Here is a 14,092-nt window from a genome sequence, read left to right as displayed (position 1 = left end):
TGAAGAAACCAGCAATTTTTCAAACAGCGTATAGGGCGTGTTCAGTTCCTTTCAAAATCAGCTATAAATAGGCAAGCATCCTATCCAGCATAAAATATACCCCATTATATCACACTTCAAAAAAATCATTCCGTATTCCTGCATTTTTTGGTATAATAAAGGGTACGTTTACATGCAAGAATGAAAAGGAGGGCACTGATATGAAACAGATTTTTCTATCAACTATGACTGATTTAGAAGAAATCCAAACCTTTGAACCAGGCGCTTGGATCAACTTGGTCAACCCCTCCCAGAGTGAGTCCATGGAAGTGTCCGAGCATTACAAGATTGATATCGCCGACCTGAGGGCACCTCTCGATGCAGAAGAAACTTCTCGTATCACGGTCGAAGATGACTACACCTTGATTGTCGTCGACGTTCCCATCTTGGAAGAGCGGAATAACAAGACCTACTATATCACCATTCCGCTTGGTATTATCCTGACAGATGACGCCATTATCACGACCTGTTTAGAGCCACTGCCGCTCTTTGATCAATTTATCCACAGACGCCTGCGCAACTTCTTTACCTTTATGAAGTCACGCTTCGTTTTCCAAATTCTCTATCGAAATGCCCAGCTCTACCTGTCTGCCCTGCGGACCATTGACCGAAAGAGCGAGGAAATCGAGAAACAGCTCCACGAAGCCACTCGAAATGAAGAACTGATTGTCCTCATGGAATTGGAAAAAACTATCGTCTACTTCAAGGCCTCTCTCAAAACCAATGAACGCCTGGTCAAAAAACTGGCCAGCTCCACCCGCCTCCTCCGCAAATACGAGGAGGATGAGGACTTGCTGGAAGATACCCTGGTCGAAACCCAACAGGCTATTGAGATGGCGGACATCTATGGTTCTATCCTGAACTCCATGACCCATGCCTTTGCCTCAATCATTTCTAACAACCAGAATACCATTATGAAAACCCTGGCCCTCATGACCATCGTCATGTCCATACCGACCATGGTCTTCTCGGCTTACGGCATGAACTTCAAGGACAATATTATTCCCTTCAATGATATTCCCCATGCCTTCTGGTGGATTATCTTGTTTGCCTTTGCTATCAGTTTATCACTCACCTTCTACTTCATTCGCAAGAGATGGTTTTAACATAGGAGATTATTATGACACTTTCAAACCTTCCTTCCTTAACGAAGAAAAACCAGGAATTCATCCATATTGCCACCAATCAATTGATTAAGGATGGAAAATCCGACCAAGAAATCAAGTCACTCTTGGAAGAAATTTTACCAACAATTATCGAACACCAAAAATCTGGCACTACCGCCCGCAACTTATTTGGCCCCCCAAGTGAATGGGCTGCCAGCAAAACCAAACAAGCTCAAGAAGAAGCTGAAACAGTAGTCTATAACGAAAACCCTTGGTTAATGTGGTTAGATTCTAGCCTATTGATGTTGGCATTGATTGGTGCCATCAACGGTATCATGAACCTATTGGGCCAAGGAAGCCAATACGGCCTCATCACTCTCCTGGTCATTGGTTTTGGTATCGGCGCGGGAATGTATATGATGTACCATTTTGTCTATCGTGAACAAATCAAAACTGGCCAACGACCAAAACTAGTCAAAGCTATCTTGTATCTAGGTTTGGCTACTCTTGCCTGGTCGGTTGTCTTCATCCTGGCTTCACTCATCCCAAACAGTATCAATCCCGCTCTACCGCCACTTGCAACCTTGCTTCTCGCAGCTGCTGCTTTCGGTCTTCGATACTGGCTCAAGCGAAAATACAATATCCGCAATGCCATGCAGCCTGTGCAATGATCATTCAATTCCATTTCAACTGTTACAAACTTGCAAGCGACGCGTTGTAGCCGTCATAGAAAGTGCTCGGGTTATCCGATCCACCTACGATATAATCTACACTCCGTTTCGGTGTGATACGAAATATAATTTATACATCCCAGCTGTTGGCCTCCAAAGCTGGGATGTAGCTTCTGTTCAATCATTTTTTGTAACACGAAGGTTGGCCACCTAGACGAGCATAGCTACCTGCTCCAAGCAACGACTGCCAAGCTGATGAAGACTCCATTAACCCAGTTTGTCGAAGGGATCTTCGCTAACATCGTTGTAAACATCGCAGTCTTCATCTCTATGCGTATGAAGGATGATACTGGACGTGTCATTTCCTTGATTTTCATCATCTTCATCTTTGCCTTCCTTGACTTCGAGCACGTGATCGCTAACTTCTCTACCTTCTCTCTTGCTTTCTTTGCAAATGGCGGAGCTGTTGAGGGGATGACGGTGATGAGCGTATTGAGCAACTTCCTCTTCTCAGGTCTTGGAAACTTTGTCGGTGGAGGACTTCTAATCGGTCTGCTCTATAGCTGGCTCAGCAACAAATCAAAACTTTACATCGACTAATCCGAATGAATACGGTTGGACTTCCAGCCGTATTTTTTTTGTAATTTTTGCACAAATATTCTTGACAAAATATTTGTTTAGGTGTATATTTGTTATATACCAAGATTTGATATATAACAAATAACAAATATATACCAAATCCAAACCTAATCACCCAACTACCAAAGAAAGGAGTGTCCTATGCATTTTCCCGTACCTGCAGTACTGACGGAATTTCTCATTATGGCCATTTTAGAATCCAATGATTCCTACGGCTATGAGATCTGTCAGACCATCAAGCTGATTTCCAACATAAAGGAATCTGCCCTCTATCCCATTCTGAAACGCCTGGAACAACAGGATCTCTTGACCACCTATTCTCAGGAATTTCAAGGACGGATGAGGAAATATTATAGTTTAACCCAGCTAGGCCATGAAGAATTGGTCCAACTCAAAGAAGATTGGGATATCTATACGACTACTATCAACGGCATCATAGAAGGGAGTGTCCGCCATGACAAGAACTGAGTACATGGAGCAACTTGAAAAACATTTGAAAAAGTTGCCCCACAAGGAATACTTGGAAGCCAAAAACTTTTTTGAAGAATACTTTGACGAGGCAGGTCCTGAACGTGAAGCCGATATCATGGAAGAGCTGGGATCTCCTAAGGAAGCAGCCAATGAACTGATCAACAACATGCTCAACCGTCAATTAGAAGATACAGCTCCAACACAAGATGAGACCAGTCCACAAGACAAGCGCTTCTTGCTTACCCTAGCTTTTTTGAGCGCTGCCCTTCTCATTTCTACCTTCTTCCTCTTTGTTGAACCACTGCTTGGAATCATGGGAATCTTCCTGGTCACTATCAGCGCAGCTTTTTACATCGGTAAAAACTTAGAGCAATTGAAGCATACACGGAAAACAGTTTGGTTGGCCAGTCTTGCTCTGATTACCCTTCCGATTACCATCCCTCTTCTTCTCTTGCTGACCGGGGCCTTGTTGGGCTTGGTATTATTAATTATCGCCTTCATCATTGGTGCATTTGGTTTAGGAGTCGGCTTGATGGTTACTGGTGGTTCCTTGATTTGGGAAGGATTTACCTTGCTATCAAAAGGATTCAATGTCTTCATCATGGGTTTTGGTGCTGGCATATCCTTGTTTGGTGCGGCAATCCTACTCTACCTTTTGACCGGATTTTTCACCTATTGGGCATGGCGCTTGGTCAAAACCTTCTTCCAATGGATCTTGAAACGAGGTAAACGAGCATGAAAAAGAAACTTACGATCGCCCTCATCACGGGCTTTGTCAGCTTGATTTCTGGCTTGATTCTGGTTGGAATTGGATTTTTCTCTGGGGGTCTCAACCACCTGGAAGAAATCGCAAAGCCAAATCAGGTTCAAACATCCTATACTTCCCTATCAGAAATCCAGATTAAAGATCTTCCGCATTCAGTTACAATCAAGGAATCAACTGATGGACTCTTCCATGTGTCCTATGCCAACTCAAAAAATAACACCCACAACACAGTTGAAGTCACTGAGAAAAATGGCATCCTGGCTCTCAGCTCAAAAAATCCCCAACTGTCCATTCAAGGTATCATGCAGTTTCTCGGGGAAAGATTAGCCGATGACACTATTGACATCTACTCTGTTACCATTGAAGTTCCAACAGGTAAGCAACTGGACAGACTCATCAGTAACAATACCTATAATCGCTACTACGATAGTCTCTACATTGAAAATGTCTATATCAAGGAAATGACCGTCGAGCAAGGCGGGATGCTCTATCTCAACAATGTCCAATTGGAATCAGGTACTGTAAGTAGTTACTATACAAATATCAGTAAATCAACGATTAAAAATACCACTATCTCTGCACAAGGTGACAATATCCATTTCTATCAGACCCAGCTCGAAAATGTTTCTGTTGAAAACTATGGCCAACTGGATTTGATTGAAGGAACTCTCCTAGGAGACAACAAATTCCTCCCACACGAAGACCGAGCTTATACCGTGACCAATATCGATCTGACTGACCAATCATTAGCAGACATCAACCTCCAGATTCAAAATAAGCTTGACTTGAGAAGTCTAGGCGAATTTATGGGCTACCACTACGAGTCAGATGAAGAGTGGGAAACTGCCCAAAGCGAATCAACTCTGATTGACGAAAGTCAGTTGAATGACATTGGTATTTTTACAAGAGACCAGTATGAAAAACTAGATGTCAAGGAAACAGGAGATGGTTTTAGTCTGACTGTTGAGAAAAAAGAAAGCAAAAACAAATTAACCGTTGAAGCAACCAACGCGACTATCAACCTCCGTGATCCAAAATAAATGACCGAACAGCTAACAAAGACCAACTTAGGAAGCCTAAGTTGGTCTTTTCGTTCTATTGTAGGCAGACTTACTTGCTCGTTAAGCCTTTCTTCAAGCTTCTCCAAAAGCCGATATCATCGGTCTGTAAAATCAAGCCTGCATAGGATTTGCCAATGAAGACGATTGCGCCAATCGTGGTCGCTGCAAGAATGAAGAAGGATAGCCAGATTTCCCAGCTACTTGCCCAGCCATTTATCTGGCGAATCGGCATAAAGAAGGAGGATAAAAATGGGATAAAAGATCCGATTTTCACCACCATATGTTCTTGCGCTTGTTGCCCAAAGGTCATGGCCCCTAAAAAGCCGATGATAATAGGATACATAACCGGTTGAACAGCCTTGTTGACATCTTCTGGCCTCACCACAAGAGAGCCACACAAGGAAGCCAGGGTTACTCCTAGGAGCAGTCCGAAAATAGCAAAGAGAATCATGGTCCAGTCCAAGTTGTCTAAAACAGCTTGCACCAAGACCTGGTTTGACTCAAAGATTTCCTTGGTCAATTCCAATTGTCCTGCTAGGTGATAGGCCAAGATGCCACCTACAAGATAGACACCCAAATGGGTCGCAATGACGAGGAAGATGCCAAAGATGCGACCATAGAAATAGGTCCAGGCTGGAACACTAGAGAAAATCACTTCCATGATTTTCGTTCCCTTTTCACTGGCTACCTCCTGGGCAGTTGTAGAAGCATAAACAATAGTCATGATGTACATGAGGAAAATCAAGCCAAAGAAGGTAATCATCTGTCCAATTTTTTCCAGCCCCTCTTGGTCACCAACTTCCTCCACATAGGAAGGCTGGATGGCTAGAAATTCAAGCTGAGTTGGTGTCAATTGAGCATTTGCTTCATTGAGCTGCTGCTGCAAGCTCTCTAGAATAGACTGGAAGGTTTGCTGAACGGATTGAGAAGGGACCTCATTTCCATGATAGGTCGCCTGGTACTGCTGGTCCACTACTGCGACCTTGATATAGCCTTCCAACTCTTCTTCTGAAAGCTGCTGCTTGGCCTCTTCTTCTGTCACAAGAACCAAGTCTAAGTCAAGTGTCGCAAAGGCCATTTGGGCCATAAAGTCCTCACTTACGAGACCAATTTTTTCCGACCCAGCATCCATGCTAGAGCTTGTTAGATAGCCTGTTCCCAAAGATATGCCGAGAAAGAGGAAAGGGGATAGGACCATAAAAACAAAGGACCAGGATTTGACCTGCCGTAGGTAGGTCTCTTTTGCGACTAGGATAAAAGATTTCATTCTGCCACCCCCGATTTGATTTTAAAGATTTCATCAATGGTTGGCGCCTGCTGGTCAAAGGTTGCCAGATAGTGACCACCACTGATCAACTGGAAGAGCTCTGGACCTGCTGCTTCATCGTCTAGGACAAGGCGCCATTTATCGTGATTGGTCATTTGAACAGAGAGGACATGGGGCAGGCCTTCTAGCTGCTCTCTCGGAATATCCGAGGAAACAAAGAGGCGGGTCCGACCAAACTGCCGACGAATATCCTGAATGCCTCCATTCAAGACCAGCTGCCCATCTTGGATCATCAAGAGTTGGTCACAGAGTTCCTCCACATTGGTCATAACATGATCTGAAAAGATGATGGTTGCCCCGCGCTCCTTTTCCTCTAAAATCACACGTTTTAGGAGGGCGGTGTTGACAGGGTCCAACCCAGAAAAGGGCTCATCCAAAATAATCAGGTCTGGTTCATGGAGCAAAGTTACAATCAACTGAATCTTTTGCTGGTTTCCTTTGGATAGGCTTTTAATCTTGTCTGTCACCTTGCCCTTGACTTCCAACTTTTCCATCCAAAACGGTAGTTTTTCAGCCACTTCTTTCTTGGTCAATCCCTTTAAACTTGCCAAATACCGGACCTGTTCAAAAACAGAAAGCTTGGGCATGAGGCTCCGCTCTTCTGGTAGATAGCCGATTTTTGAAAACAAGTCTGGCGTGACAGCCTGCTGGTCGAGGGCAATCTCTCCCTCGTAGCTGACAAATCCTAGTAAGGAATGGAAGAAAGTAGTTTTTCCTGCACCATTTTTCCCTACCAAACCACAAATGGTTCCTGATGGAATAATAAAAGAAATGTCCTTCAAGACTTCCTTGGTCCCGTAACTTTTACATAAGTGACGAACTTCTAACATCTCAACCTCCTAAAAATTTCTTGTTTTTATTCTACTCCTTTTTTAGTGTTCTGTAAAGAATGCATTGAAAAAAATGCATAAAAATAACAGAGCAGGAAGCCTGCTCTGCTATTTTCAGAAAATCCTTCGCTATTTTCTTATATTTTCATCATCACAGGCGAATAAATCGTGATATAATGATTACGCAAACGTTTTCTTAAGGAGATCATTATGATAGAAGCGCAGCATTTATCCAAAACCTACTACGTGGTCGATAAGGAGGTGGGGCTAAAAGGCTCAATTAAGGCCTTCTTCAAGCCCAATAAAAAAAACATTCAGGCGGTGCAGGATATCTCCCTGTCCATTCAGAAGGGGGAGATTGTCGGTTATATCGGATCCAACGGGTCCGGCAAGTCGACTACGATTAAAATGTTGACAGGGGTGCTACACGCCGATGAAGGCACGGTCACCATTAACGGCCTGGTTCCCAAGGACAATCGCAAGGCGGTCAACAAGCAGATTGGTGTCCTTTTTGGGCAGAAATCACATCTGGATTGGAACCTGCCTGTGCAGGAGTCCTTTATTCTCCATGCCAAAATCTATGATGTACCTGAGGCGGTTTTTCAGGAACGACTGGCACGCTTGATTGACTTGCTGGATTTGGCAGACATTATGAAGCAGTCCATCCGCAATCTGTCTCTGGGACAGCGGGTCCGCTGTGAATTTGCGGCTATTTTTCTCCACCAGCCTTCTGTGGTCTTTCTGGACGAGCCAACCATCGGCCTGGACGCTAGTGTCAAGGAGACCATTCGTTCTTTTATTCGCTACATGAATGAAGAGCACGGCACGACTTTCTTGATTACTTCCCACGATATGAAGGACATTGAAACCCTCTGCGAGCGGATTTTCATCATCGATAAGGGGAAAAAGGTCTATGACGGCTCACTCAGTCAGCTCAAAGAGCGGTTTTCTCAAATCAAAACCATTAGTTTTTCTACCGAGCATCCACTGACCAAAGATATTCAGGCGGCTGGTCTGGAATTTGACCGCAAGGATGATTACCACTTCGACATTCACTATCAGGCTAACCAATGGACCAGTGCCCAGGTCATTACCTTGGTCTTTGAGCAGATTGAGGTCGATGATGTGACCATGAAGGAGCTGGAAATTGAGTCCATTGTCCGTCAGATTTACGAGGAGGGCATCCATGCGTAAGTACCTCTACATGACGCGGCTGACTATGATGACAGCCCTGCAGTACAAGGCCTTTTTCCTGGCTTCCTTCGTGTCTGTGCTGGCACGCATTTTGGTGTCTCTCTTTGTCTGGAAGACCATTTTCTTCACACAGCCTGAGGTCAATGGTTACAACCTCCAGACCTTTACCACCTATATCATCTTCGCTAGCCTCTTGGCAAGTCTCAACTCCTTTTCAATCGGTGAAGACCTGTCCCACTCGATTTTGCAAGGGCAGATTGCTGGGGAATTTTTGCGGCCCTACTCTTTTATCCTCTCCCTCTTCTTCAAGGATTTAGGGACAAAATTGATTGAACTCTTCAAGTTTTTGGTGGTCTTTTTCATCATCCTCTTGGTGCAGAGTGATTTTTACCTACCAGATGGAAAGACTATATTAGTCTTTCTCCTATCTGCTATCTTGGGAATGTTTATTGTGCAATTCTTAGACTTGGCTTTTGGTTTTGCGACTTTCTTTACGGTCAATGCTTGGGGAGTCATGCTGCTACGCATGGGACTCTTCAACCTGTCATCCGGAGCCCTCTTACCGCTAAGCTTTTACCCTGAAAAAGTCGAAAAAGTCTTGAGTTTCATGCCCTATAACTATGCAATCAATGTGCCTATTTCTATTCTCTTAGGCAGAGAAACTGACCTGTCCTTGCTGGGCTTGCAGTTGCTCTGGTTGCCTGTCCTTGCTGGCTTTATCGCGGCTCTATGGTCCCAAGCCAAGCGAAAAATTGTCATTTTTGGAGGCTAGGATGAAAAAGTATATAGGTCTTTATTTGTACAATGTCAAGGTCTTCATGATGGCCCAGATGTCTTTTCGGGTAGATTTTTTCATCGGTCTGGTCTCATCTTTGGTGGAGCAGGTGGTCTATTTGATTTTCCTCAATGTCCTTTTTAGTAATATCAAGGAGATTGCAGGCTTTAACTACGGGCAGATGCTGTTTATCTATGGAATGGCAACGGTGGGGCGGTCGGTCCACTTGATTTTCTTTGATAATCTGTGGATGTTCGGTAGCCGCTACATTCGTCGGGGGGAGTTTGAACGCCTCTTGCTCTTGCCGGTCAATCCGCTCTTTCAGCTGGTCTGCGAACGAATTCAGCCTCAGGGCATCGGTACGACGATGATTGGTGGCGTGGCTCTCTGGCAGTCTTCGCAGATTTTGGGCTTGGAATGGTCTGTCTGGAAGATTCTCCTGTTGGTTTTTATTACTATTTGCATCGGTCTGCTCTATGCGGCTATTCAGCTGGGACCAACAGCTCTTGCCTTTTGGATTGTGGAATCTTTCCCGCTCACCATGGGAATATTCGCCCTCAACCAAATGGCCCAATACCCCCTTAATATCTATCCAAAAGTCATTCAATTCCTGCTGATTTTTGTCTTCCCCTATGCCTTTACCGCCTACTTCCCAGCCCTCTATTTCCTGGACCTCTCCATGTGGGGCCTCGCACTCCCACTCGTCGTCACCCTTATCTTTACTATCAACTACAAACTCTTCAAATATGGCATGACTAAGTTTACGAGTGTTGGTGGTTGACGGAGCCTGGGAAGAGGCTCCGTCAAGTTGGAGATAGAGGCGACCAGAGTCGGCTGTCATTAACAAGTCTACGGATAGACTTGCTCAAGTTGGAGATAAAAGCTAGCGACAGCTAGCCACAGAATGAAGACAAACATCTCGATTGATGTTTGTCTTTTTCTGTTTATTGGTCTGATAGTCGGTCTTTTTGCCAGAATCGTGGCTATTTGTACAATATAAAAAGGCTTCCCTGCCCTCATTTTTACCAATTTCTTGAGATTTAAACACGCCAAAGTCAGTCCAACCTTATCTTCCATTTTGGACTTGCCTTTCTCTCTTGTATAACGAAGATTGTGGTACTCGTTGGCTGTCCCAAAGAGGCGTTCAATCTCCTCACTGCGCAATTGTGCTTCTCAAGTTTAACGAGCACAAGTAAAAACGACCTATCAGTGTTGAACCTATCTAGTTTCTAGGGGGCTAGCTAAATAGGGCTTTGAAGTTCCTAATTCGCTCTCATATTTTCAAGCTCATGAAAAAATCGCCACACCGGGCGATTGCGCCTTTCCAGTTTCTAGAGCGCAAGAAAAAATGACCCGTTGGGGTCATTTTTTTAATCTTCGTTTACGAATGGTAGCAATGCCATAACGCGAGCACGTTTGATAGCTGTTGTTACTTTACGTTGGTTTTTAGCTGAAGTTCCAGTTACACGACGTGGAAGGATTTTTCCACGTTCTGAAATGAAACGGCTAAGAAGCTCAGTATCTTTGTAATCAACATATTCAATTTTGTTAGCTGCGATATAGTCAACTTTTTTACGGCGTTTGAAACCGCCACGACGTTGTTGAGCCATGTGTTTTTCTCCTTTATATATTTAGTATCGACCTAAAATGGTAGGTCATCGTCTGAAATATCCATTGGGTTTGATGCACCAAATGGACTTTCTTCTCGAGCGAAGTTCGGTGTAGATTGTGCAGGTGCTTGGTAGGATGAACCAAAATCATTTCCACCAGCAAACGAGTTGCCTGGGTTTGATTGATAAGCTCCACCTTGTCCTTCACGGGCAGTACGGCTTTCCAAGAGTTGGAAACTTTCTGCAACCACCTCAGTCACATAGACACGTTGCCCTTGTTGGTTATCATAGCTACGAGTCTGAATTCGACCTGTAACCCCAATCAGAGCACCTTTTTTAGCCCAATTTGCTAAGTTTTCAGCTTGTTGGCGCCAAATGACTACGTTGATAAAGTCCGCTTCACGCTCGCCATTTTGATTTTTAAAATTACGGTTAACCGCAAGTGTAAAAGTCGCAACAGCTTGGTTTGACGGAGTGTAACGAAGTTCTGCATCGCGGGTCATGCGACCAACCAATACTACATTATTTATCATATAAAACCTTCTTACGCGTCAAGTTTCACAATCATGTGACGAAGAATGTCGCCGTTGATTTTTGACAAACGGTCAAACTCTTTAAGAGCTTCGTCGTTAGTCGCTTCAACGTTAACGATGTGGTACAAACCTTCACGGAAATCTTGGATTTCGTAGGCAAGGCGACGTTTTTCCCATGCTTTTGATTCAACGATTGTTGCACCGTTGTCAGTCAAAATAGAGTCAAAGCGTGCTACCAAAGCGTTTTTAGCTTCTTCTTCAATGTTTGGACGAATAATATAAAGAATTTCGTATTTAGCCATTGATATGTTCCTCCTTTTGGTCTAATGCCCCCAGGTCCTAGCCTGTGGGAAGTGAGGGATACTCACAAGAAACTATTATATCATATTTGGACCAAATAGCAAGAAAAACATCCACAAAATACACAAGAAAAGAACAGTCAGACTGCTCTTCTCATGGATTATTCTACACTAAATAGATATGGATAGACTGGTTGGTTTCCTTGATGGATTTCAACCTCGACATCTTCAAATTTCTCTTCCAATTGGTCAGCAAGGGCTTGTGCTGTATCCTCGTCACCATCCTCACCAATATAAATAGTCACGATTTCACTATCTTCATCCAACATTTTATCAAAGGTAGCAACAAGCGTCTCCATCATATCTGGATTAGAAACCACAATCTTGCCATCAACCATACCAAGGTTATCATTCTCATGGATTTCAAGACCATCAATGGTTGTATCACGGACCGCAGTTGTCACGCTACCACTTTTCACTTCTGCAAGCGATGCTGTCATGGCTTCAAAGTTGCTTTCCAAATCACGACTTGGATCAAAGGCAAGCAAGCTAGTGAAGCCTTGTGGTAGAGTCTTGGTTTCTACAACCTTAACCGCCACTTCAGCAACTTCTGCTGCAGTCTGAGCCGCCATCAAGATGTTCTTGTTGTTTGGCAACAAGATGACATTGCGAGCATTGACCAATTCAATAGCATTGACAAAATCCTCTGTTGAAGGGTTCATGGTCTGACCACCTGAAATCACATAGTCAACTCCTTGTGATTTGAAGATTTCTGTCAATCCTTCTCCAGCTGCAACGGCAATAATGCCGTATTCTTTTTGTTCAGCCGGTTTTTGGAAAGCTTCTTCTTTTTCAACCTGCGCTTCATGTTGCTCACGCATATTGTCCACTTTTACCTTGACCAAGCTACCATATTGGAGACCTGCTTGCATAACCAAGCCTGGATCTTCTGTATGGACGTGAACTTTTACAATTTCATCATCGTTGACAACTAGGAGAGAATCCCCAAGGTCATTAAGGTAGTTACGGAATTCTTCATAATCAAAGTCTTTCACATAAGTAGGACCTTGGCGAAGGGCAACCATGATTTCCGTACAGTAACCAAAGGTAATGTCCTCAGTCGCTACATGACCAGCAACTGACTTGTGGTGTTCTGCATTAATCATTTCTGTCATGACTGCTGGAGTTGCTTCAAAATCCTCAGAAGCAATGTATTCACCCGTCAAAGCTGACAAGAAACCTTCGTAGATATAAACAAGACCTTGACCACCAGAGTCAACAACCCCAACTTCTTTCAAGACTGGAAGCATATCAGGTGTTTTCTTGAGGGCACGGTTGGCACCTTCAAGGGTTGCACGCATGACTTCAATGGCATCATCTGTTTCTTCTGCTTTTTTAAGGGCCGCTGTTGCAGCTCCACGAGAAACAGTCAAGATGGTCCCCTCAACCGGCTTCATAACGGCCTTATAAGCCACTTCTACACCATGTTGAAAGGCCTGTGCCAAGTCTTTACCGTCCAATTCATCCTTGCCCTTGACAGACTGACCGAAACCACGGAACAATTGTGACGTAATCACACCAGAGTTCCCGCGAGCACCCATAAGCAAACCTTTTGACAAGATTTGAGCGACTTCACCAACTGTGTTTGCTGGCTTGTCTGCCACTTCTTTGGCACCATTGGTGATGGTCATTCCCATGTTGGTTCCAGTATCGCCATCTGGTACTGGAAATACGTTTAATGAGTTTACATATTCAGCTTGTTTATTCAATCGAGTAGATGCTGCCTGCACCATTTCTTGAAATAAACTAGTAGTAATTTTAGACACAATTATTCTCCTACGACTTTAATATTTTGGATGAAAACATTAACGGCATCCACAGAGATACCCAGTTGATTTTCCAAGTTGAACTTGACACGTTCTTGGATATTGCGAGATACTTCACTGATTTTTACACCGTAGCTCATAACAGTGTAGACATCAACTGCAATACGACCATCTTCCAAGGTCTTGATGACAACACCCTTGGCATAGTTTTCCTTTCTCAAAAGAGCCTGGAAATTGTCTTTGATGGCAGATTTGCTAGCCATGCCGACCACACCAAAAATCTCGGTCGTAGCTCCACCGACAACTGTGGCAATCACGTCGTCAGTCAATTCAATTTGGCCGTCTTTTGTATTGATTTTAACAGTCATATTACTTTACCTCAAATAGTTTTATCACTCCATTTTACCATACTTTAGCCATTCTGTAAAAAACAAGCTTGTGACAGCAGACGGAAGACTAGGTTTCTTTGGCAAAAAAAATAACCCAAAAGGGTCATTTCTTAAACGCGTTCTACTTTACCTGATTTAAGGGCACGAGCTGAAGCCCAAACTTTTTTAGGTTTACCGTCAATCAAAACAGTAACTTTTTGAAGGTTTGGTTTAACTGCGCGTTTAGTTTGGTTCATTGCGTGTGAACGGTTGTTACCTGATACAGTCTTACGACCAGTGAAATAACATACTTTAGCCATTGTATCTTCCTCCTCATTTGATCAAATATATCGGATGTGCTAGCACCACATACCATACTATTCTAACAGAAAAGAATGAAGTTGGCAAGGAATATTTTTATTTTTTTCTTTCGACAGTTCTCCAAGAATATTGAAGCCTGTCTATCAGACAGAATTGACATTTGACCAAGCTTGTTTCAAATCTTCTAAGGACAAGCCATTGAAAAAACGGATTTCCTTGTTCGCAATCAGAGATTGCTTCACAGAATAGGACTGTT

Annotated in this window: 17 protein-coding genes and 1 pseudogene; 9 read left to right on the top strand and 9 right to left on the bottom strand. The window is 43.6% G+C overall.

Annotation, left to right across the window (positions count from 1 at the left end; all coding sequences use genetic code 11):
• The first annotated feature begins 200 nt into the window (after window positions 1-200).
• From NQZ91_08635 to NQZ91_08610, 6 genes are all read left to right on the top strand, one after another.
• The gene (locus NQZ91_08635; protein UUM57406.1) at window positions 201-1,145 is read left to right on the top strand and encodes a magnesium transporter CorA family protein; all 945 of its coding nucleotides are present in this window, start codon (window positions 201-203) and stop codon (window positions 1,143-1,145) included.
• 14 nt (window positions 1,146-1,159) lie between these two features.
• Complete coding sequence (locus NQZ91_08630) at window positions 1,160-1,816, top strand: DUF1129 family protein (GenBank protein UUM57405.1); 657 nt, start codon at window positions 1,160-1,162, stop codon at window positions 1,814-1,816.
• 159 nt (window positions 1,817-1,975) lie between these two features.
• A complete protein-coding gene (locus NQZ91_08625; GenBank protein UUM58849.1) occupies window positions 1,976-2,416 on the top strand; it encodes a formate/nitrite transporter family protein in 441 nt (146 codons plus the stop codon).
• A gap of 180 nt (window positions 2,417-2,596) precedes the next feature.
• Entirely contained in the window at window positions 2,597-2,923 is a 327-nt protein-coding gene (locus NQZ91_08620) for a PadR family transcriptional regulator (GenBank protein ID UUM57404.1), read from the top strand.
• The gene (locus NQZ91_08615; protein UUM57403.1) at window positions 2,910-3,665 is read left to right on the top strand and encodes a DUF1700 domain-containing protein; all 756 of its coding nucleotides are present in this window, start codon (window positions 2,910-2,912) and stop codon (window positions 3,663-3,665) included. The genes NQZ91_08620 and NQZ91_08615 overlap by 14 nt, the downstream gene beginning before the upstream one ends.
• Complete coding sequence (locus NQZ91_08610) at window positions 3,662-4,732, top strand: DUF4097 family beta strand repeat-containing protein (GenBank protein ID UUM57402.1); 1,071 nt, start codon at window positions 3,662-3,664, stop codon at window positions 4,730-4,732. Before NQZ91_08615 ends, NQZ91_08610 begins: the two co-directional genes overlap by 4 nt.
• Window positions 4,733-4,802: 70 nt before the next feature.
• Here NQZ91_08610 and NQZ91_08605 read toward each other — a convergent pair whose 3' ends face one another.
• Together NQZ91_08605 and NQZ91_08600 are read right to left on the bottom strand one after the other, a co-directional pair.
• Window positions 4,803-6,020 (bottom strand): ABC transporter permease, encoded by a 1,218-nt coding sequence (locus NQZ91_08605; protein UUM57401.1) that lies wholly within the window; start codon window positions 6,018-6,020, stop codon window positions 4,803-4,805.
• Window positions 6,017-6,910 (bottom strand): ABC transporter ATP-binding protein, encoded by an 894-nt coding sequence (locus tag NQZ91_08600; protein UUM57400.1) that lies wholly within the window; start codon window positions 6,908-6,910, stop codon window positions 6,017-6,019. The genes NQZ91_08605 and NQZ91_08600 overlap by 4 nt, the downstream gene beginning before the upstream one ends.
• 210 nt (window positions 6,911-7,120) lie before the next feature.
• Between NQZ91_08600 and NQZ91_08595 the strand changes: the two genes are divergently transcribed.
• From NQZ91_08595 to NQZ91_08585, 3 genes are read left to right on the top strand one after another with little or no spacing between them, the layout of a single operon-like run.
• Window positions 7,121-8,104 (top strand): ATP-binding cassette domain-containing protein, encoded by a 984-nt coding sequence (locus tag NQZ91_08595; protein ID UUM57399.1) that lies wholly within the window; start codon window positions 7,121-7,123, stop codon window positions 8,102-8,104.
• On the top strand, window positions 8,097-8,876 hold the full coding sequence (locus NQZ91_08590; GenBank protein ID UUM57398.1) for an ABC-2 family transporter protein: 780 nt from the start codon (window positions 8,097-8,099) through the stop codon (window positions 8,874-8,876). Before NQZ91_08595 ends, NQZ91_08590 begins: the two co-directional genes overlap by 8 nt.
• Before the next feature lies 1 nt (window position 8,877).
• Window positions 8,878-9,660 (top strand): ABC-2 family transporter protein, encoded by a 783-nt coding sequence (locus NQZ91_08585; protein UUM57397.1) that lies wholly within the window; start codon window positions 8,878-8,880, stop codon window positions 9,658-9,660.
• A gap of 68 nt (window positions 9,661-9,728) precedes the next feature.
• Here the strand turns inward: NQZ91_08585 and NQZ91_08580 are convergent.
• From NQZ91_08580 to rpmB, 7 genes and pseudogenes are all read right to left on the bottom strand, one after another.
• Window positions 9,729-10,040 (bottom strand): annotated as a pseudogene (locus NQZ91_08580) (IS5/IS1182 family transposase).
• A 209-nt stretch (window positions 10,041-10,249) separates the two neighbouring features.
• Window positions 10,250-10,489 (bottom strand): 30S ribosomal protein S18, encoded by a 240-nt coding sequence (gene rpsR, locus NQZ91_08575; protein ID UUM57396.1) that lies wholly within the window; start codon window positions 10,487-10,489, stop codon window positions 10,250-10,252.
• A gap of 32 nt (window positions 10,490-10,521) precedes the next feature.
• Window positions 10,522-11,022 carry a single-stranded DNA-binding protein gene (locus NQZ91_08570; protein ID UUM57395.1) on the bottom strand — a complete coding sequence of 167 codons (501 nt, stop codon included), beginning with the start codon at window positions 11,020-11,022 and terminating at the stop codon, window positions 10,522-10,524.
• An 11-nt stretch (window positions 11,023-11,033) separates the two neighbouring features.
• Window positions 11,034-11,324, bottom strand: coding sequence for a 30S ribosomal protein S6 (rpsF, locus tag NQZ91_08565; protein UUM57394.1), 291 nt, complete (start codon window positions 11,322-11,324; stop codon window positions 11,034-11,036).
• A 158-nt stretch (window positions 11,325-11,482) separates the two neighbouring features.
• Window positions 11,483-13,147 (bottom strand): DAK2 domain-containing protein, encoded by a 1,665-nt coding sequence (locus NQZ91_08560; GenBank protein ID UUM57393.1) that lies wholly within the window; start codon window positions 13,145-13,147, stop codon window positions 11,483-11,485.
• A gap of 2 nt (window positions 13,148-13,149) precedes the next feature.
• A complete protein-coding gene (locus NQZ91_08555) occupies window positions 13,150-13,515 on the bottom strand; it encodes an Asp23/Gls24 family envelope stress response protein (protein ID UUM57392.1) in 366 nt (121 codons plus the stop codon).
• A gap of 131 nt (window positions 13,516-13,646) precedes the next feature.
• Window positions 13,647-13,835 (bottom strand): 50S ribosomal protein L28, encoded by a 189-nt coding sequence (rpmB, locus tag NQZ91_08550; GenBank protein UUM57391.1) that lies wholly within the window; start codon window positions 13,833-13,835, stop codon window positions 13,647-13,649.
• Between the last annotated feature and the right edge of the window lie 257 nt (window positions 13,836-14,092).

The sequence above is a fragment of the Streptococcus suis genome (assembly GCA_024583055.1).
Lineage (GTDB): Bacteria > Bacillota > Bacilli > Lactobacillales > Streptococcaceae > Streptococcus > Streptococcus suis_V.
Note: the sequence above shows the minus strand (reverse complement) of the source record. Positions and strands in the feature narration are given on the sequence as shown.

Coding starts and splice junctions, on each gene's coding strand:
- NQZ91_08605 (UUM57401.1), bottom strand. CDS start 6,020: ATGAAATCTTTTATCCTAGTCGCAAAAGAGACCTACCTACGGCAGGTC.
- NQZ91_08590 (UUM57398.1), top strand. CDS start 8,097: ATGCGTAAGTACCTCTACATGACGCGGCTGACTATGATGACAGCCCTG.
- NQZ91_08585 (UUM57397.1), top strand. CDS start 8,878: ATGAAAAAGTATATAGGTCTTTATTTGTACAATGTCAAGGTCTTCATG.
- NQZ91_08555 (UUM57392.1), bottom strand. CDS start 13,515: ATGACTGTTAAAATCAATACAAAAGACGGCCAAATTGAATTGACTGAC.
- NQZ91_08570 (UUM57395.1), bottom strand. CDS start 11,022: ATGATAAATAATGTAGTATTGGTTGGTCGCATGACCCGCGATGCAGAA.
- NQZ91_08635 (UUM57406.1), top strand. CDS start 201: ATGAAACAGATTTTTCTATCAACTATGACTGATTTAGAAGAAATCCAA.
- rpsF (UUM57394.1), bottom strand. CDS start 11,324: ATGGCTAAATACGAAATTCTTTATATTATTCGTCCAAACATTGAAGAA.
- NQZ91_08595 (UUM57399.1), top strand. CDS start 7,121: ATGATAGAAGCGCAGCATTTATCCAAAACCTACTACGTGGTCGATAAG.
- NQZ91_08615 (UUM57403.1), top strand. CDS start 2,910: ATGACAAGAACTGAGTACATGGAGCAACTTGAAAAACATTTGAAAAAG.
- rpmB (UUM57391.1), bottom strand. CDS start 13,835: ATGGCTAAAGTATGTTATTTCACTGGTCGTAAGACTGTATCAGGTAAC.
- NQZ91_08620 (UUM57404.1), top strand. CDS start 2,597: ATGCATTTTCCCGTACCTGCAGTACTGACGGAATTTCTCATTATGGCC.
- NQZ91_08630 (UUM57405.1), top strand. CDS start 1,160: ATGACACTTTCAAACCTTCCTTCCTTAACGAAGAAAAACCAGGAATTC.
- NQZ91_08610 (UUM57402.1), top strand. CDS start 3,662: ATGAAAAAGAAACTTACGATCGCCCTCATCACGGGCTTTGTCAGCTTG.
- rpsR (UUM57396.1), bottom strand. CDS start 10,489: ATGGCTCAACAACGTCGTGGCGGTTTCAAACGCCGTAAAAAAGTTGAC.
- NQZ91_08600 (UUM57400.1), bottom strand. CDS start 6,910: ATGTTAGAAGTTCGTCACTTATGTAAAAGTTACGGGACCAAGGAAGTC.